The 18449-nt window shown below is 58.8% G+C and carries 15 protein-coding genes and 1 pseudogene; 6 read left to right on the top strand and 10 right to left on the bottom strand.

The annotated features are described in order from the left end of the window. Window positions 1-33: 33 nt before the first annotated feature. From NFS22_RS18905 to NFS22_RS18895, 3 genes are all read right to left on the bottom strand, one after another. Complete coding sequence (locus NFS22_RS18905) at window positions 34-1383, bottom strand: ATP-binding protein (protein WP_251319279.1); 1350 nt, start codon at window positions 1381-1383, stop codon at window positions 34-36. Window positions 1384-1782: 399 nt separating this feature from the next. Further along, window positions 1783-1890: a small, acid-soluble spore protein, alpha/beta type gene (locus tag NFS22_RS18900; RefSeq protein ID WP_251319278.1), complete on the bottom strand. Its 108-nt coding sequence runs from the start codon at window positions 1888-1890 to the stop codon at window positions 1783-1785. A 254-nt stretch (window positions 1891-2144) separates the two neighbouring features. Then, window positions 2145-3215, bottom strand: a complete 1071-nt coding sequence (locus NFS22_RS18895; RefSeq protein ID WP_251319277.1) for an Mbeg1-like protein — start codon at window positions 3213-3215, stop codon at window positions 2145-2147. Window positions 3216-3318: 103 nt separating this feature from the next. Between NFS22_RS18895 and NFS22_RS18890 the strand changes: the two genes are divergently transcribed. The 3 genes from NFS22_RS18890 (at window position 3319) to NFS22_RS18880 (ending at window position 5244) form a co-directional block, all read left to right on the top strand. Continuing rightward, the gene (locus tag NFS22_RS18890; protein WP_251319276.1) at window positions 3319-3567 is read left to right on the top strand and encodes a sporulation transcriptional regulator SpoIIID; all 249 of its coding nucleotides are present in this window, start codon (window positions 3319-3321) and stop codon (window positions 3565-3567) included. 97 nt (window positions 3568-3664) lie between these two features. Beyond that, window positions 3665-4495 carry a thymidylate synthase gene (gene thyA, locus NFS22_RS18885; RefSeq protein ID WP_251319275.1) on the top strand — a complete coding sequence of 277 codons (831 nt, stop codon included), beginning with the start codon at window positions 3665-3667 and terminating at the stop codon, window positions 4493-4495. Between the two features lie 269 nt (window positions 4496-4764). Then, the gene (locus tag NFS22_RS18880; protein ID WP_251319274.1) at window positions 4765-5244 is read left to right on the top strand and encodes a dihydrofolate reductase; all 480 of its coding nucleotides are present in this window, start codon (window positions 4765-4767) and stop codon (window positions 5242-5244) included. Window positions 5245-5511: 267 nt separating this feature from the next. Here NFS22_RS18880 and NFS22_RS18875 read toward each other — a convergent pair whose 3' ends face one another. Next, window positions 5512-6561, bottom strand: a complete 1050-nt coding sequence (locus NFS22_RS18875; RefSeq protein WP_251319273.1) for an aldose epimerase family protein — start codon at window positions 6559-6561, stop codon at window positions 5512-5514. A 272-nt stretch (window positions 6562-6833) separates the two neighbouring features. On the opposite strand from NFS22_RS18875, the pseudogene glmS reads away from it, so the two are divergent. Next, window positions 6834-8036: pseudogene (gene glmS / locus NFS22_RS18870) on the top strand (glutamine--fructose-6-phosphate transaminase (isomerizing)); the annotation flags it as partial. Between the two features lie 11 nt (window positions 8037-8047). Here glmS and NFS22_RS18865 read toward each other — a convergent pair. Both NFS22_RS18865 and NFS22_RS18860 read right to left on the bottom strand, forming a co-directional pair. Further along, window positions 8048-8428, bottom strand: a complete 381-nt coding sequence (locus tag NFS22_RS18865; protein ID WP_251319271.1) for a DUF4363 family protein — start codon at window positions 8426-8428, stop codon at window positions 8048-8050. Window positions 8429-8494: 66 nt separating this feature from the next. Next, window positions 8495-9169, bottom strand: a complete 675-nt coding sequence (locus NFS22_RS18860) for a DUF421 domain-containing protein (protein ID WP_251319270.1) — start codon at window positions 9167-9169, stop codon at window positions 8495-8497. Window positions 9170-9506: 337 nt separating this feature from the next. On the opposite strand from NFS22_RS18860, the gene NFS22_RS18855 reads away from it, so the two are divergent. Both NFS22_RS18855 and carB read left to right on the top strand, forming a co-directional pair. Further along, window positions 9507-10601, top strand: a complete 1095-nt coding sequence (locus NFS22_RS18855) for a carbamoyl phosphate synthase small subunit (protein ID WP_251319297.1) — start codon at window positions 9507-9509, stop codon at window positions 10599-10601. Beyond that, window positions 10601-13810 carry a carbamoyl-phosphate synthase large subunit gene (gene carB, locus NFS22_RS18850; protein WP_251319269.1) on the top strand — a complete coding sequence of 1070 codons (3210 nt, stop codon included), beginning with the start codon at window positions 10601-10603 and terminating at the stop codon, window positions 13808-13810. The genes NFS22_RS18855 and carB overlap by 1 nt, the downstream gene beginning before the upstream one ends. Window positions 13811-13848: 38 nt before the next feature. Here the strand turns inward: carB and NFS22_RS18845 are convergent, their stop codons facing one another. The 4 genes from NFS22_RS18845 to yfmF are packed head-to-tail and all read right to left on the bottom strand — an operon-like array spanning window position 13849 to window position 18209. Beyond that, the gene (locus NFS22_RS18845) at window positions 13849-14694 is read right to left on the bottom strand and encodes a bifunctional 5,10-methylenetetrahydrofolate dehydrogenase/5,10-methenyltetrahydrofolate cyclohydrolase (protein ID WP_251319268.1); all 846 of its coding nucleotides are present in this window, start codon (window positions 14692-14694) and stop codon (window positions 13849-13851) included. Window positions 14695-14697: 3 nt separating this feature from the next. Beyond that, window positions 14698-15648 (bottom strand): prolipoprotein diacylglyceryl transferase, encoded by a 951-nt coding sequence (gene lgt, locus NFS22_RS18840; protein ID WP_251319267.1) that lies wholly within the window; start codon window positions 15646-15648, stop codon window positions 14698-14700. Then, window positions 15645-16922: an EF-P 5-aminopentanol modification-associated protein YfmH gene (gene yfmH / locus NFS22_RS18835; protein WP_251319266.1), complete on the bottom strand. Its 1278-nt coding sequence runs from the start codon at window positions 16920-16922 to the stop codon at window positions 15645-15647. Before yfmH ends, lgt begins: the two co-directional genes overlap by 4 nt. A 3-nt stretch (window positions 16923-16925) precedes the next feature. Further along, complete coding sequence (gene yfmF / locus NFS22_RS18830) at window positions 16926-18209, bottom strand: EF-P 5-aminopentanol modification-associated protein YfmF (protein ID WP_251319265.1); 1284 nt, start codon at window positions 18207-18209, stop codon at window positions 16926-16928. Between the last annotated feature and the right edge of the window lie 240 nt (window positions 18210-18449).

Here is an 18449-nt window from a genome sequence, read left to right as displayed (position 1 = left end):
GATTCTATTTGCATCGTCTCCAGCTCCGTTTTCCTATGAGATCATTCCGTTTCCCGACTTCAAGTACCTCTTCAGCAAGAACGCGCAAAAGTACGGAAACGTATAAATATTGTCGCTGTACCCGATATTCCCCCCTGTGAGCTTGATCCCGTGGGAAATGTCGCTGTATTTTCCGCTGGAGATCAGCGTGCGCAGGGACTTGGCCCTGCCGTGGGTGGCCTTGACCTCCACCGGGATCAGTTCTGAGGCAGTGCGGACGAAAAAGTCCTCCTCCAGCGTAGAGTCCTCCCGCTTATAGTAGTATAGCCCGCAGCCGCTTTTTACCAGCGCCTCTCCCACAATGTTCTCATAGAGCGCGCCCTTGTACACCCCCAGGTTTTTGTTGGCCCGCAGATCCTCCTGGGCCTCCTCGTCCAGCATAGCCACCAGCAGACCGCTGTCGGCAAAATACAGTTTGTACTTGGTCTCCCCGTAGTTGCCCTTTAGGGGCAGTTCCGGGAAATTCAGGCAGTAGCAGATATTCACCATCCCGGCGTCGCTGAGCCATTCAATACATCCCCGGTAGTCCTTGAACCTGGCCCCGGAGGCCACCTTGGAAATCTGAAATTTTTTGTTGTCCTTGGCCAGCTGAGGCGGGATCTGATTAAATACGTTGAGGATGCGCCCCTGATCCAGCCCCTCGGCGTATTTTCGGATATCCTCCTTGTAGTCGGCGATAAGCTGCTGTTGAATATCCAGAGAGCCCTCAAAGGTGCCCCGCTCCACATACTCCCGCACCACCGCTGGCATCCCGCCCAGGATGCAGTAATCCAGAAAAAGGGAATTGCAGACGGACAGCTCCAATTCGCTGAAGGGTGTCAGTGTTCTCATATGGCTCAGCAAATCCGCAATGAACCCGTCGTCGTAGCCCTTTGCCCAGAGAAATTCCTCAAAATCCATGGAATACATTTCGTAGTCTGTTTTGTAGCCCACGCTGTTGCTCTCGATTTTCCGGTAATTGATCCCCAGCATGGGCCCGCTGCAGATTACATCAAAGCGGCCATCAATGGAAAAGAATTTCAGTGCGGTGGCGATATCGGGGAACTCCTGAAGCTCGTCAAAGAAGAACAGCGTCTTTCCGGGCAAGAACCGCTTGCCTGGGTCCAGGCGGGAGATGTTTTTGACAATATCGTCAGTCTTATAGCCATCGGCGGTGATGAGCTTGTACTTCGGCTCCTCCACGAAATTGATATAGATCACATTTTCGTAGCTGCTCTCAGCAAATCGCCGGACCGACTCCGTCTTGCCCACCTGCCGGGGACCTTTAACGATCAGCGGCTTGTGCCGAGGCGCAGCCTTCCACTCCGTTAAGAAGCTGTCGATTTTGCGTTTCAGATAGCACATGGACAATTCCCTCCATCGGTATCATTGATCATAGTATACTCCAGCAAAGAAAGAATTACAACCGATTCACAAAAAATGAGTGAATATTTTTTCATATACACAAAAATATGAGCGAATTTTTACCTTATATCGCAGAAATCAGAGTGAATTGGGCGATTCAAAATATGCTCGCCTCAAAGCACAGCATACAAAAACGCCAAAAAAGTTATCAAAATTACCACAAACCCGTTTTTCGAAGATTTGGAAGCCATAAAGGCTCCTTAAAAACCGGGCCCTTTCCCCTCAAAGCTGAGCAGGAGCATTACAGACATTTTCATCTGCAATGCTCCTGTTCTATGGGCCGATTCACCTAAATAAGTAATGTTTCGTCATGGTTTGTCAAATTGCGCTTCTCTCATTTTAAGATGGTACAGCTACAGCAAGGTCGTTGGCGGCCTCCATCTTGAACTTGTTCATAGCCTCACGGGCGTTGGGGACCATAATCTTATTACTATTGCTGTTAGACATGATTCGTCTCTCCTTTTTTCATTCTGTTTTTGTGTTTGGGTTGGATGGAACATCCGCTTATAGCATTGCCGCAGATGTCGGAGATATACCTGTTTTGTCTCTTTCCTGTTTTTGTTAGTCCTGTCAGGATTTTATATGTCTTGCTCAAGCTTCGTCATACTTCTAACTGTATAGCAAACTTCAAAATTGCTGACACCGGAGCGGCAGGGGCGGCAAATTTGATAATTGCTATCATAATATCAAAAATATCTTCTTTATAAAGCCCGCACCGCCGCGCTGGCCAGCCGTCCCAGGGAGGCGGCGACGGTGAGCAGATCTTTGGGGTCGGCGTCCAGTGCGGCGTGGAGGACGTTGGCCAGGTTTTGGGGCTCCAGAGCCTCTTTGACCGTCTTAGCCTCCCCTGAGGACAGCAGCTCATACAGGGTATCCGCCACTGTCTCCCGCTGCTGTGTGTTCAGACCGGCCAGCCAATTTTTTAATGTGCGGTCAATCAGCCGGCTCCCGGCGGTGACCTCCTCCAGCCTGACGAAGTCAGGGCCCAGCACCTGCCAAGAGTACAGATCGTGCTGAAACAGGCCCTCCTGGTCGCTGTCCACCACGGTGTGGGGCTCCTCGTGGGCCAGCAGCAGCCCCACCACCGAGGATTTGGGCACAAAACTGCGGATTCGGGTGAGCAGCTCCTGATATCCCTGGCGGGCCAGGAGATAGGCATTCAGTCCGGGCCCGTCGAAGGACCACACGCTTTCAATCCGGTCCCGCACCTTCATGGTGGACAGCGCCCCTCCTGCCACCGCCAGATTTCCCCCTTTGGAATGTCCCCCCAGCCGCAGGGTGCCTGGAAAAGCGGCGGCAAAGTCCTGGATGTACCCCGCCGCCTCCAGTTGGGCGGGGACTACGTCCAAAAAGCTCAGGTTAAAATCCTCCTTCCAGCCCACCAGCGTGCCGTCCGTCCCCCGAAAAGCCAGGTAGGCGGAGTCATCCCCCAGCAGTACGGCCAGGGCGGCAAACTGGGTCTCCTCCTTGGGGACGAAGCGGTCAGCATAGCCGCACAGCTTCAGCCGGGCAAACCGGGGAGTGTCCGCCAACGCCCGGAGAAGCTTTAAATCCTTCTCACACCTGCATCGGCCCCGCCGGGCATCGGGCAGCGTCAGGTAGTTCTCTGCCGCCCGTCCCAGCAGGACGGGGGCGTCCGGCTGCCCTGGCACCAGTCCGTCAAAGTGGACATAGGAGAGGGCGGACAGAATCAGCCCGTCTACCGGCCCAAAGGGAACCTGGTCCAAGGTCAGGTCTCCCCGCCAGGACAGATAATCAAACAGACTTCCCATTGTATCATCTCCCCTCCAGACTATGCCGGAACGGGGAAAAAAGCTCATATCTCCCTCGGCCTCCGCATACATTGAAACAGCAAGAGGCGGGGAGTGTTGTGCTTTGAAAGGAAATATGGAGGAACGGGCCGAGCGTCTGGCGCTTTACATCCTGGAAAACCGGACCACGGTACGGGCCGCCGCACAAAAGTTTGGCATCAGCAAGAGCTCGGTACATAAGGATTTATCCGAGCGCCTGCCCACCTTCAACCGGACGCTCTATCTCCAGGTAAAAGAGGTTTTGGAGCAAAACAAGGCCGAGCGCCACATCCGGGGAGGCATCGCCACGCGGAAGAAATACAAAGGAGCATAAGGAACACGGCGGGGCTTGTGCCCCGCCGTGTTTTATGGTACAATTCAACATTATACATCCCCAAAATACCAGTCCGCTGAGAGAAGGAGTACACGTTATGAGCTATGCCGATCAGGTTTTTATCCAAAACTGCAAGGACATCCTGTCCCGGGGCGTCTGGGACACCGGCCTGGAGGTCCGCCCCCGCTGGGAGGACGGCACCCCTGCCCACACGGTAAAGCTCTTTGGCATTGTCAATCGCTACGACCTGCGCCGGGAGTTCCCCATTCTCACCGTCCGCCGGCAGTTTATCAAATCCGCAGTGGACGAGCTGTTGTGGATCTGGCAGAAGAAATCCAACAACATCCACGACCTGAACAGCCACATTTGGGACTCCTGGGCGGACGAAAGCGGCTCTATTGGCAAGGCCTACGGCTATCAGCTGGGGGTGAAGCACCACTATCCTCAGGGAGACATGGACCAGGTGGACAAGGTGCTGTGGGACCTGAAACACGACCCTGCCTCCCGGCGCATCATGACCAACCTCTATAACCACCATGACCTCAGCGAGATGGCTCTGTATCCTTGCGCCTACTCCATGACTTTCAACGTGTCCGGGCATACTCTCAACGCCATTTTGAACCAGCGCTCCCAAGATATGCTTACTGCTAACGGCTGGAATGTCATGCAGTACGCCGCACTGCTCCATATGATCGCCCAGGTCAACGGCTTTGAGGCCGGGGAGCTGGTCCATGTCATTGCCGACTGTCATATTTACGACCGCCACATCCCTGTGGTGGAGGAGCTGATCGCCCGGACACCCTTCAACGCGCCGGCCTTTTACCTGGACAAGAGCGTCACCGACTTTTACGCCTTCACCCCCGACAGCGTCCGGCTGGAGGGCTACCAATCCCATCCCCTGGAGGGAAAAATTCCTGTTGCGGTGTAACTTAATCAAGCAGGAGGGATACCTATGTAGAGCTGGAACAAAGCTGGACATATAATGAGGCTTATCTGGCAGACGGGCCGCAGCTGGGCGACGGGGAGCGATACACCAGATACTACCTGTTCGCTAAAACTCCAAGCGTTCCGGAATTCAAGCTGTATGGGATATATTGGGAGGACTTTTTCCCGGCCCCATAGCGGCAGCACCAGACATACAGGGGCAGCTGCGGCCGCCCCTGCTTTCATAAAATCATTCTCGGGGAGGAGATTCCTGTGAATTTAATTGTAGCCGTGGACCAAAACTGGGCCATAGGCAAGGGCGGCGACCAGCTGGTCTATATTTCGGCTGATTTAAAACGCTTTAAGGCGCTGACCACCGGCCATCCGGTCATTTTAGGCCGAAAAACCCTGGCCACCTTCCCCGGCGGACGGCCACTGAAGGGGCGGCGCAATCTGATTTTGTCCCGGAACCCGGATTTTGCCCCGGAGGGGGCAGAGGTTTTCTCTAATCTGGACGCTCTGCTGGCGGCGGCCCCGGAGGACTCTTTTGTTATAGGCGGCGCCTCGGTGTACCGCGCCCTGCTGGACCGGTGTGACACCGCCTATGTCACCAGAATCCACCAGAGCTTTTCCGGCGCGGACTGCTGGTTTCCCAATCTGAACCAACAGCCGGGCTGGCACATTGCAGAGGAAAGTCCGGTCCAGGAGGAGCAGGAAATTTATTTCCGCTATGTGACCTATCGAAAGGGATAATTAAACCGCCTTGGGCGGGTTCAGTGTGCTAAAAATTTTTTCGTGACAACCCCAACAGCCAGTCAACTGAAACGTGATACGATTTGGCCAGTAGTGTCATGCCCTTCAGCATTTTACTGATATTGCTCTGAGCAGTATGTATTTTTTGAGCGAAAAATACCCCTTACTTTACCAATATCTCTTACATTTTGCATGAAACTCCTTACAAGTTTCCGAATGTAACCAGCTATCCGGATACTTACAGTTCACGTTAAGCCAACTAAACAATCAACCTTCCATCCGGGTAAAACGGAACCGGGTGGTCTGGTCATACTTGGCTCCTGCCCGCAGGGTGGCGGAGGGGAAGGCGGGCTGGTTGGGGGTATCGGGGAAGTGCTGGGTCTCCAGGCAGAAGCCGTGGCGGAAGCTGTAGACAGCCCCCTCCTTGCCCCTTCTCCCCTCCTCCACAAAGTTGGCGGTGTAGAACTGGAGGCCGGGGCTGTCGGTCTCCACCTCCATGACCACGCCGGTGGCCCTGCTGCGGGCCATGGCCGCGGGACGCATGGCGCCGGGCTGGCCGTCCACCACAAAGTTGTGGTCATAGCCATGTCCCCACTCCAACTGCTGGAAGGGCTCATCAATATGAGTCCCAATGGGGGTGAGGGCGCGCAGGTCCATGGGGGTGCCCTCCACTGGCTCCACCGTTCCAAGAGGGATGCTGGTGCTGTCAGCGGGCGTGTAGGAGGAGGCATACAGCTGGATCTCCTGGTCCAGCACAGTCCCGCTCCCCTGGCCGGACAGATTGAAGTAGCTGTGGTTGGTCAGATTGCAGGGAGTATCCTGGTCGCCGGAGGCTTGGTAGCGGATGGACAGGGTGTCCCCCTCAAGGGCATAGGTCACCTTCACCTGAAGATGGCCGGGGTAGCCCTCCTCCCCGTCGGGGCTGTCCAGCGTGAGGACGGCCCTGTCCGCCTCCGCCTCCGCCACCGTCCAAACCCGGTGGGACCAGCCTACATTGCCCCCATGGAGGTGGTTGGGGCCGTCGTTCAGGGCCAGGGTGTACTTCTTACCATTGAGGGTGAATTTCCCCTTGGCAATGCGGTTGGCATAGCGGCCTATCAGGGCTCCGAAAAAGCCGCCGTTGTCCTCATACTCCGCCAGGCTGTCATAGCCCAACACCACATCCACCGGGCCGCTTTTTCCGGGGACGGTGAGGACGCGGAGCACCCCGCCGAAGGTAATCACCTTGGCCGTCAGCACTCCGTTATTCAGGGTCAGCTCCCGGACCTCCTCCCCATTTTTCGTCACGCCGAAGGGCGCTCCAAATTCTCTGCCCATACTCAGGCCTCCCTTTCACAAATTGTCGGCCATAGTATAGCAGATTTTCAAGCAAATGGCAAATTGTAATTTTCTGGAAGAGGCCATATAATAGACAGCTGTATGTACCGGATAAGCAAGCATTATGTTCCATGTAAAGAGGAATCATTATGTGTGGGATCGTAGGTTTTATCGGACAGGAGCAGGCTGCACCCATTCTGCTGGAGGGCCTGTCCCGTTTGGAATATCGGGGGTATAACTCCGCCGGGGTGGCGGTGTTCGACGCGGAGGCGGGTACGCTGGCTGTCCTCACCCGGGAGGGTATCCGGTGCTACGACCACCTGATGCAGCCCATTGAGAAAGAGATTGTCTCCATTGACTGGGAGATTGACGCCGCTGAAAAGGGCGGATATGAGCACTTTATGTTCAAGGAGATCATGGAACAGCCCCAGGCTCTGCGCCGGTGCCTCTCCCCCCGCATCCGGGAGGGTGAGGTGGTCTTTGAGAACTTCTCCCTCAGCCAGGCCTACATCCGGAACATGAGCCGCATCTATATCGTGGCCTGCGGCTCCAGCTACCATGTGGGCATGGTGGGCAAATACCATCTGGAGCGGCTCACCCGTGTGCCGGTGGAGGTGGCCCTGGCCTCTGAGTTCCGGTATATGGACCCCATTGTGGACGAACACACCCTGGTCATTGTCATCAGCCAGTCCGGCGAGACGCTGGACACTATGGCCGCCCTGCGGGAGGCCCGGCGGCTGGGTGCGCATATTTTGTCCATTGTCAACGTGGTGGGCTCCTCTATCGCCCGGGAGTCAGACCAGGTGCTGTACACCTGGGCCGGGCCGGAGATCGCCGTGGCCACCACCAAGGCGTATACCACCCAGCTGGCCCTGCTGTCCCTGCTGGCCCTGTGGCTGGGGAGACAGCTGGGAACTGTTCCAGACGGGGAATACCGTGCCGCTGTCACCGCCTTTCAGGAGCTGCCCGGCAAGATGGAACAGGTCCTCTCCCAACGGGACGATATCCAGTACTTCGCCTCCAAATACTTCAACCACAACCCCATCTTCTTCATTGGCCGCAATCTGGACTACGCCCTGGGGCTGGAGGGCTCCCTGAAGCTGAAGGAGATCTCCTACATCCACTCGGAGGCCTACGCCTCCGGGGAACTGAAGCACGGCACCATCAGTCTGATTGAGGAGGGCACCCTGGTGGTGGCCCTTGGGACCTATGGAAGGCTGTTCTCCAAGGCCATGAGTAATGTGGTGGAGGTCAAGGCCCGGGGAGCCGCCGTGCTGGCCCTCACTGCCGAAAGCCGCAGGGAGGAGATGGCCCGCACTGCCGACGCAGTGATGACCATCCCGGATATCCATGAGTTGCTGCTCCCCTGTCTGGGGGTGGTTCCCCTCCAGCTGTTCGCCTACTATGTGGCCCTCATGCGGGGCTGTGACATTGACAAACCCCGGAATCTGGCCAAAAGCGTAACGGTGGAGTAGCGGATACACCGCTACAGCACATTGACCGCTGTGGGCTGTTCCATTTCGGCCAGCAGCTCCAGCTGGGCCATCAGGTCGGCATTGGCCGCGTTGTACTGGTCCGGCTCCTGGAGCTTGAGGTATTCCAGCACCGTTCGAAAGCCCCGCAGGACCTGGTCGGTGTCGCTGTGGCGCATGGTGGTGTGAAAGTAGAAGTGGTGCTCCTGCCAGTCTTCATAAATCTGGCGGGTGAGGGCCTCCGCCCGGGGCCAGTCGTCCTGTTCGGCCAGGGTCTGGGCCTGGCGCAGGCCCTCCCGCATGTCGCCGGTGAGCTTCTGGGCATACCATGCATTGGTCAGGCTGGCCCCCAGCAGAACCAGCAGCAGCGCCGCCGCGATCCAAAGTCGTTTCATCCTTCTTCCTCCCATTTTGTGTAGGGGTGGATACAGGCCGCCCCTGCATAACCGTCCAGCGGGCGGTTATGATTCCTTTTGAGCAAAATAGACGGCGTCCGTTTCGTCCACCAGCACAAGGAACACCTTTGACAGGTCCTTGCATCCGTGCTGGGCCAGCTGTCTGTCCAGCCAGGGGCGGTCGTGACCCAGAGACTTTAAGTTCTGCTCCAGCAGGCGGCCGTCGCTGACCACCACCCGGGGCAGGCCGTTCTCCTCCACGGCCACCTTCATGTCCCGGGCTGTGGGGGGCTTTTGGTTGGCGTAGGGCAGTACGGACAGCTGGCCGTTGGTCTCCAGAATGGCATATTTGATCTGGCTGATGTCGGTATACCCCTTGATGCGCAGCTCCTCCAGCAGCTCGTCCACGGTGAGGCGGGTTTTGTCCATCTCCCGCTGCACCAGGGTGCCGTTGCACACCACCATACTGGGTTTTCCGCACAGCAGTGCCCGGAATTTGACGCTTTTCATGGTGAGCACCGACAAAATCATGGTCACCGACAGCAGAGCCAGAATGGGCACCACGCCAGTGAGCAGGGGGATGCCGTAGTCCTGCATGGGGACAGACGCCAGGTCCGCGATAATCAGCGACAGCACCAGCTCAGAGGGCTCCAGCTCCCCCACCTGGCGCTTGCCCATCAGCCGCACCCCAACTATGATAATCATGTATAAAATGATGGTCCGTAAAAGGCCGGTAAACATAGGCTTGCCTCCTTACAGTCGCTCCAAAGGCCCCCTTCGCAAAGGGGGCTGTCAGCCAAGCTGACTGGGGGTTTTCCAAATAAAGTAACACCTGCGTACCAACAGGAGAAAACCTTCCGTCATTTGCTTCGCCAATGCCACCTCCCTCTGAGAGGGAGGCTTTTTACAGTCTTTCCCGGTCCGCCAGCATTTATCCCACGAATTGCCCAAATATCCACCGGATATTTATACAGAAAAAGGGAAAACGCCATCTTGCCAAGGGGCGGTTTTTTCGATAAAATAACTTGATTACACATATGGGCAACAGTACTGGAACGGAAAGCGAGTGAACGAAAGAATGAAAGCGACCTTGATTTTAGCCAACGGGAGCATCTTCTCCGGCACCAGCATCGGCTCCACCGAGACGCGGGTGTGTGAGATGGTGTTCAACACCTCCATGGCCGGCTATCAGGAGATCCTCACCGACCCCTCCTACGCCGGGCAGGGCGTGGTCATGTCCTATCCCCTGATCGGCAACTACGGCGTGAACAGTGAGGACAACGAGTCCCGCCGGCCCTGGGTGGAGGCCTTTGTGGTCCGCCATCTGTCCCCCCGGGGGAGCAACTTCCGCTGTGAGGGCGACCTGGGCAGCTACCTGAAAGAACACAACATCACCGGCATCCAGGGTGTGGACACCCGGGCGCTGACCAAGATACTCCGCAATGAGGGGAGCATGAACGGAATGCTCACCTGTGCGGAGCATTTTAATATCGCCCAGGTTCTGGAGGAGCTGAAATCCTACCGGGTGGAGAACACCGTGGCCCTGGTCACCCGTCCGGAGCCGGAGGTCTTCCCCGCCTACGGCGAGGAGAAGTACCATGTGGCCATGATGGACTACGGTGTAAAGCAGCATATGATCGAGTGCCTGCGCCGCCGTGGGTGCAGGGTTACCGCTCTGCCCGCCGCCACCTCCGCCGGAGATGTGCTGTCCGGAGGCTACGACGGGGTGATGCTGTCCAACGGCCCCGGCGACCCGGCGGAGAACACCGCCATCATTGAGGAGCTGAAAAAGCTCTATCACAGTGACATCCCCCTCTTCGGCGTCTGCCTGGGCCACCAGCTGCTGGCCTTGGCCACCGGGGCTAAAACCGGACGGCTGGCCTACGGCCACCGGGGGGGCAACCACCCCGTCCGGGACGTGGAGAAGGGCCGGGTGTTCATCACCAGCCAGAATCACGGCTACATGGTGCTGGCCGACTCGGTGGACCCGGCGGTGGCCGAGGTGAGCCATGTCAACGTGAACGACGGCACCTGCGAGGGCCTGCGCTATAAGCGGCCCAACTGCTTTACCACCCAGTTCCACCCCGAGGCCAACGCCGGCCCCAAGGATACGGAATATCTGTTCAACCGCTTTATTGATTCTATGGCTGCTAAAAAGGGAGGTGCTCAGTAATGCCCAAATATACAGATGTAAAAAAGGTCCTGGTGCTGGGCTCCGGCCCCATTGTCATCGGCCAGGCCGCCGAGTTTGACTACGCCGGCACCCAGGCTTGCCGCGCCCTGAAGGAGGAGGGTCTGGAGGTGGTGCTGGTCAACTCCAACCCCGCCACCATCATGACCGACAAGGACATTGCCGACCACGTGTATATTGAGCCATTGAACATCCACTCCGTCACCCAGGTAATCGAGATGGAGCGGCCTGACTCCATCCTGCCCACCCTGGGCGGCCAGACCGGCCTGAACCTGGCCATGGCCCTCCACGAGAACGGCACCCTGGAAAAATACGGCGTCCGGCTGCTGGGCACCTCCCCCGAATCCATCCGTAAAGCGGAGGACCGCCAGGGCTTTAAGGACTGCATGGAGTCTATCCAGCAGCCCTGCGTCACCTCCCTGGTGGTGGAGAGCGTGAAGGACGCGGTGGACTTTGCCGAGAGCATCGGCTACCCTGTAATCGTCCGTCCCGCTTACACCCTGGGCGGCACCGGCGGCGGGATTGCCTACGACCGCTCCTCCCTGGAGGAGATCTCCGAGCGGGGCATCAATCTCAGCCGGGTGGGTCAGGTGCTCATTGAGCGGTGTATCGCCGGCTGGAAGGAAATCGAGTTCGAGGTCATGCGTGACGGGGCGGGCAACGTGATTACCATCTGCTCCATGGAGAACATTGACCCTGTGGGCGTCCACACCGGCGACTCCATTGTGGTGGCCCCCGCCCAGACCCTGGCCAACCGGGAGTTCCAGATGCTCCGTTCCGCCGCCCTGGACATCATCTCCGCTCTGGAGATCGAGGGCGGGTGCAATGTACAGTTCGCCCTGAACCCAGACTCCTTCGAGTACGCCGTAATCGAGGTCAACCCCCGGGTGTCCCGGTCCTCCGCCCTGGCCTCCAAGGCCACCGGCTACCCCATTGCGAAAGTCGCCGCAAAAGTGGCCCTGGGCTACACCCTGGATGAGATCCCCAACGCCGTCACCGGCAAGACCACCGCCTGCTTTGAGCCCACCATTGACTACTGCGTGCTGAAAATCCCCCGCCTGCCCTTTGACAAGTTTACCACCGCCAGCCGTACCCTGGGTACCCAGATGAAGGCCACCGGCGAGGTGATGGCCATTGCCAACTCCTTCGAGGGGGCGGTGATGAAGGCCATCCGCTCTCTGGAGCTGAACGTCCGGGCCCTCAAGCTGGACAAACTGGAGGGGCTGTACACCGACGAGATCGAGGAGCTGCTGGTAAACGTCACCGACGAGCGGCTGTTTGTGGTGGCCGAGGCCCTGCGCCGGGGCTTCTCCCCCCAGAAGATTTACTCTATCACTAAGATGGACATCTGGTTCCTGGACGGTTTTAAGCGGATTATCGACATGGAGGAGGAGCTGAAGCGCTGCAAGGGGGAACCGGATATCGACACCCTGAAGCGTGCCAAGGAGATGTGCTTCGCCGACAGCTATATCGGCGCTCTGTGCGGCATGACCCAGGCCCGGGTGAAGGAGCTGCGGGAGCAGTATCATATCATCCCCGCCTTTAAGATGGTGGACACCTGCGCCGCCGAGTTTGACGCCGAAACCCCCTACTACTACTCCACTTATGACGGAGAGAACGAGGCCCGGGACGACGGGTCCGGCCGGAAAAAGGTGCTGGTGCTGGGCTCCGGCCCCATCCGCATTGGCCAGGGCATTGAGTTTGACTACTGCTCCGTCCACTCGGTCTGGGCCCTGAAAAAACTGGGCTGTGAGACCATAATTGTCAACAATAACCCGGAAACCGTTTCCACCGACTTCGACGTGGCGGACAAGCTGTACTTTGAGCCCCTCACCGCCGAGGACGTGCAGAACATTGTGGAACAGGAAAAGCCCTGGGGGGCGGTGGTTCAGTTCGGCGGACAGACCGCCATCAAGCTGGCCAAGGCCCTCACCGACATGGGCGTTCAAATTCTGGGCACCTCCTCCGACGGCGTGGACGCCGCCGAGGACCGGGAGCGGTTTGATGAGATTTTGTCCAAGTGCAGCATCCCCCGGGCCAGAGGCAAGACCGTCTTCACCACCCATGAGGCCCTTGCTGCCGCCCGGGAGCTGGGCTACCCAGTGCTGGTGCGCCCCTCCTACGTGCTGGGAGGCCAGGGCATGGAGATCGCCTACTCCGACCGTAACATTGAGGAGTTTATGAAGATCATCAACATGACCGTTCAGGAGCACCCCATCCTGGTGGACAAGTATCTGATGGGCCGGGAGCTGGAGGTGGACGGCGTGTTCGATGGGGAGGACATCCTGATCCCCGGAATCATGGAGCACGTGGAGCGGGCCGGGGTCCACTCGGGGGACTCTATCGCCGTCTACCCGCCCCTCCACCTGGAGGACAAGCACCGGGAGCTGATCCTCAAGCACACCAAGAATATGGCCAAACACCTGGGGGTGGTGGGCCTGATTAACGCCCAGTATATCCTCTATGACGATGACATCTATGTCATTGAGGTCAATCCCCGGTCCTCCCGGACCATCCCCTATATCTCAAAAGTCACCGGCGTGCCCATTATCGACCTGGCCACCCGGGTCATGCTGGGGGAGAAGCTGAAGGACATGGAGTACGGCACCGGTATCTATAAGGAGACGGAGTATTTCGCTGTCAAGGCCCCGGTATTCTCCTTTGAAAAGCTCACCGATGTGGACACCGGCCTGGGGCCGGAGATGAAGTCCACCGGCGAGGTGCTGGGCCTGGCCGAGACCTACCCCCAGGCCCTGCTGAAAGCCTTCAAGGGCTCGGGCATGCGGGCCCCCAAGAAGGGCGGGCGGATCATCATCACCGTGAAGGACGAGGACAAGGGTGAGATTATCTCCATTGCCCGGGGTTTTGAGGAGATGGGCGTGGAGCTGTTCGCCACCGCCGGCACCTGCCAGACCCTCACCGAAGCGGGTATCGCCTGCAAGAGCGTCAACCGGGTATCCCAGGCCCACCCCAACATCCTGGATATGATCGCCTCGGGCACCGTGGACCTGATTATCAACACCCCCACCCGGGGCCGCAAGCACGACAGCGACGGCTTCCGCATCCGCCGCTCCGCCGTGGAGCACGGGGTGGGCTGTGTCACCTCGGTGGACACCGCCCGTGCCCTGCTCACCGTCCGCCAGCAAAGCCGCAGCGAGGACTTGACCCCCATTGATATTACCAAAATTTAAGCAGCATAAGGCCCCCGGCGTAAGCCGGGGGCCTTATGTTACTTTTTCCCGTGCCGCAGGGCGGCGGTCAGGGTATTTTCCATCAAGATGGAACGTGTAACCGGTCCTATCCCGCCGGGAACGGGGGTGATATACCCGGCCTTTTCCGCCGCAGCGGCGTAGTCCACGTCACCCCGCAGCCGGCCCTGGGCGTCCCGGTTTATAGATACATCAATCACCACCGCCCCCTCCTTTACCATATCCGCAGTGATGAGACCGGCCCGGCCCGCCGCCGAGACCAGTATATCCGCCTGGCGGCACTCCCCGGCCAGATCGCGGGTTTTGGTATGACAGACAGTGACGGTGCCGTTCCTTTTAAGCAGCAACACAGCCTGGGGCTTGCCCACAATATTGGACCGCCCCACCATGACGCATCGCTTTCCCGCCGGGTCAATATGATACTCATCCAGCAGACGGATTACCCCCGCCGGGGTACAGGGCTGAAAGGAATCCACCCCCAGCATCAAATCCCCCATGTTGACGGGGTGGACACAGTCCACATCCTTATCCGGGCGAATGGCCATCACTGCCGCTCGCTGGTCCAGATGGCCGGGCAGGGGAACCAGAAGCAGGATACCGTCAATGTCCTCCCGGTCATTAAGAACACCGATTACCTCCAGCAGCTCCTGCTGGGTGGTGGATTCAGGCAGACGAAAGGTGTCGTAGTAGATGCCGCATTGCTGGCAGTCCCTCTGCTTTCCGCTCTCATAGGCCAGGGCGGCGGGGTTATCCCCCACCAGCACCACGGCCATCCCCGGCTTATGCTCCATCCGCTCCACCCGGAGCCGAACTTCCTCCTTGATTTTGGCCGCAAGGGCCCTTCCGTCCATCACAACTGCCGCCATGGCTCATCCCTCCTCGTCTGCTGAAGCGCTCTGCCCGGCCAGCCGGTCCACAAACAGCTCTTTTTTCCCGTTCCGATACTTCCACAGCGCCCAGATCAGCACCGCCCCGGCTGCCGCGCCGGTGAGCAGGGCAAAGAGCTGGGACACCCGGATGGGCGCGCCGAACAGCTCCCAGCCGAAGAGGTACAGGCTGTCGGTGCGCAGGCCCTCGATCCAGGCCCGGCCCACGCCGTACCAGAAGAAGTAGAACAAAAAGCACTGCCCGTCAAACTTCCGCTTTTTGCCCATGAAATAGACCATAATCAGGCCGGCAAAGTTCCAGGCCGACTCGTAAAAAAAGGTGGGATGTACCCCCAGCGTGCCGCTGAGGATGGCCTCATAGCCGACCTGGTCCACATAGCCCTTTTGCAGCATCTCAGCGGCAATGGAAGGCCCGCACATCCGCCAGGGCAGGGTGGTGACGGAGCCGAAGGCCTCCACATTCATAAAGTTGCCCCACCTGCCGATCAGCTGGCCGATGAACAGGCCGTGGACCCCCAAATCGGCGTAGGCCAGAAAGCTGAGCTTTTTCCACCGGCAAAACAGCAGCAGCACAATGGCCGAGGAGATGATAGCCCCGTAGATGGCCAGCCCGCCGTCGCTGTAGCGGAGGATGGCCGCCCAGTTCAGTGAGCCGTCCGCCCGCTTGTAGATATCCAGATTGAACACTACATAGTACACCCGGATGGCCACCAGGGCGGCGGGGACGGCAAAGAGCATCATGTCGATGATGTTGTCCTCGCCAATCCCGAACCGTCTGCCCCAACGGATGCACAGGTATACCGCCAGAATCAGGCCGCAGGTGATGATAAGACCGTACCAGTAGACGGGCCGGTTGAGCACCGGGATGGTAAAGGCCACCCGGTTCAGGGTAAACTCCAGCCCCAGACCAGGGAAGGACACGGTGTTAATCATGTCTCCTCCTTGGCCAGCACCACCGACAGGGCGGTACGCTCCCCGGTGACCCAGCTGGCAATGAGCTGCTCCGCCTCCTTCTTGGTGATGGAGCCAAAGAGTTCCGCAAAGCGCAGGAAGTCGTGTCCCGCAAAAAAGGCCTGGGCCTGGCCTACGCACAGGTTCTCAAAGGAGTTCAGTCCCCGGACCTTGTTGCCGTATACGCCCTTTTTCACCCGCTCCCAAAGGGCCTGGTCCACTCCCTCCCGGACAATGCGGGCGGCCTCCGCCGCCACAGCTGCGCAGACGGCGCTGGGATTTTTGGATTCCCCGTCGGCTGCCAAAAAGGCACAGCCTGCACTGCTCTCATAGCCATAGCTGAATTCCTGGTTGATGAGCCCCTCCCGGTACAGTCTGGCGTACAGGGGGGTGGAGTTGCCCAGCAGCACCTCCAGGGCCAGCGTCCCCACCAGCTCCTGGCGCAGGCGGTCCTCGCCGTTGATCTGGGGGTCCCCCTTCCAGCCCAGCTGGAAGATGGGGGCGGACACCTCCATCCGCTCCTCGATATAGGACTGGTTCACCTGGGGTTGTTCCGTTTCGCCATAGTCCTTGGCGGCAATGGGACCGGCCTCCTTGGGCAAGATTTCCCGGGCCGCCCGGCAGATGTGCTCTGGGTCCACCGGCCCCGCCACACACAGCACCATGTTGGCCGGGTCGTAAAAGGCTTTATGGCAGGCGTACAGGGTCTCGGGAGTGATCTGGGCAATAGACTCCACGCTTCCCGCCACGCTCACCCGGATGGGGTGGTGCTGAAACAGGGCCTTCATCAGGTTCATATAGCACTTCCAGTGGGGGTCGTCCTCGATCATGCCGATCTCCTGGCCGATAATGCCCCGCTCCTTGTCCACACTCTCCTGGGTGAACCAGGGGACCGAGACAAAGGAGAGCAGGATGCGGAGATTTTCCTCAAATTTCTCGGTGGAGTCAAAATAGTAGCCGGTGATGTCATTGCTGGTAAAGGCGTTGGGGCTGGCCCCGTTGGCGGCCAAGTCCTGGAGCGCGTTGCCCTGCTGGGTGTCAAACATCTTGTGCTCCAGATAGTGGGCCACCCCGGCGGGGGTGTTGTGCCACTCCCCGTTCAGGCAAAAGCGCATATCCATGCCGCCGTAGTTGGTGGCGAAAAAGGCATACCCCTTTTGAAATTCGGGCTTGGGGAAGACAAACACGTTCAGGCCGTTTTCCAGCTTCTCGTGGTACATAACCTCTCCCACCCGGGCAAAGTTCAGCTTTTCCATCCCTCAGACCTCCTTTCCCTTCAGGAAATAGATGGTGTCCAGCTGGAAGCGTTTGGCGGACTCGGCCACCTGCTCCCGTGTGACGTGCTCCAACTGCTGTGCCAGCTCCTCCGGGCTGTCCTCCAGGCCGGCCACAGACTGGCCCAGCCAGAACTCCTCCTGGCGGCCCTGGTCGTCCATTGTGGCCCGGTAGGCCCCGATCAGGGTGCGGCGGCACCCCTCCAGCTCCCAGTCCTCAATTTCACCCCGGCGGATGGCCTCCAGCTGAGCCAGGATCTCATCCTTCGCAGTCTGATATTTGTCAAACTCAATGCCGGAGGACACCATCACCAGCCCCTTTCTGGACTCAGCCACCGAACTGGCGTAGTAGCACAGGGACAGCTTTTCCCGCACGTTCATAAACAGCTTGGACAGGGTGGTGCCGCCGAAGATGGCGTTGCACAGGGTAAAGGCGGGGTAATCCGCCTCCCAGCAGGACTGCCCCCCGGTACGGAAGCCCAGGGCCAGCTTGCCCTGGCTGACGTCCATGGCCTCCTCCACCACAATGGGCTCAGGCCCAGCGGTTACCCGCACGTCACAGCTGGGACTGGAGCGGTTTTCATTGACCGGCAGACTGTCCAGGGCCTGGGCCAGCGCCCCGGCCACCCGGTCCGGGTCGGCGGAGCCGCAGTAGTAGAGCTCCACCCGGGCGGTGCGCATCAGCTCCTGATACCGCTGCCACAGCCCCTCCGGTGTGATGGCGGACACACTCTCCTCATCCCCCAGCTTGTCCACGCCAAAGGCCTCATACCTGCACATCTCCTGGACCAGGCGCTGGGTGGCATAGGTCCGCTTGTCATTGATCTGGGCCCGGATGCGGTCAATCAAATTGGCCTTCTCCCCAGCGGTGTAGTCGGGGCAGAAATGGCCGTTCTGGGTATAGGGCTTGAGCAGCATCTCGCACAGCAGTCCGGCGGCGGGCTCCAGGATTTTTTCTCCGTTCAGGGCGTAGGCATCGTCCAGAAAGCTGGCCACAAAGCCCAGGCACTGGGTCTCCCCCTTCTTGCGGACCACGGGCTCAATGGCCCCGCCGTACAGCTTGTCCAGGGCGGCGGACAGGCTCTCCATATCCGGGTGGACCGCCGTTCCCCGGCGGAGGACCTCCGGAATCAGGGCGTTGGCCCCAGCGGTTTTCCGGTCCAGCGGGGTGAGCAGGGTGAGGGACAGGTAAGAGCTTTTAAACTTGTTGGTATGCACCGCGCGCAGCCATACCCCCGGGAACAGCTCCCGGCGCGTCACTTGTGACATATCTTTGGTTCCTTTCTTGGAAGAAAATTTTTCCTATAGAACTGGACTATCATACCACGCTTGAGGGGGGAAAGTAAAGAGGGATTTCACTATCTTTGGACGGTGTCTTCAAACAGAAGGCAGCTGGAATGCGCCCTCAAAAGCCTCCCTTCGCAAAGGGAGGTCAGCCTGTCGAAAAGAGGCCTGTCTGTCTTCATTACCAGACAGGCCACAAAGTTAATGAGGGATAAAATGTAGGAA

It is taken from the genome of Flintibacter muris (assembly GCF_943192995.1).
Lineage (GTDB): Bacteria > Bacillota > Clostridia > Oscillospirales > Oscillospiraceae > Lawsonibacter > Lawsonibacter muris.
This window is presented reverse-complemented; position numbering and strand designations above follow the sequence as displayed.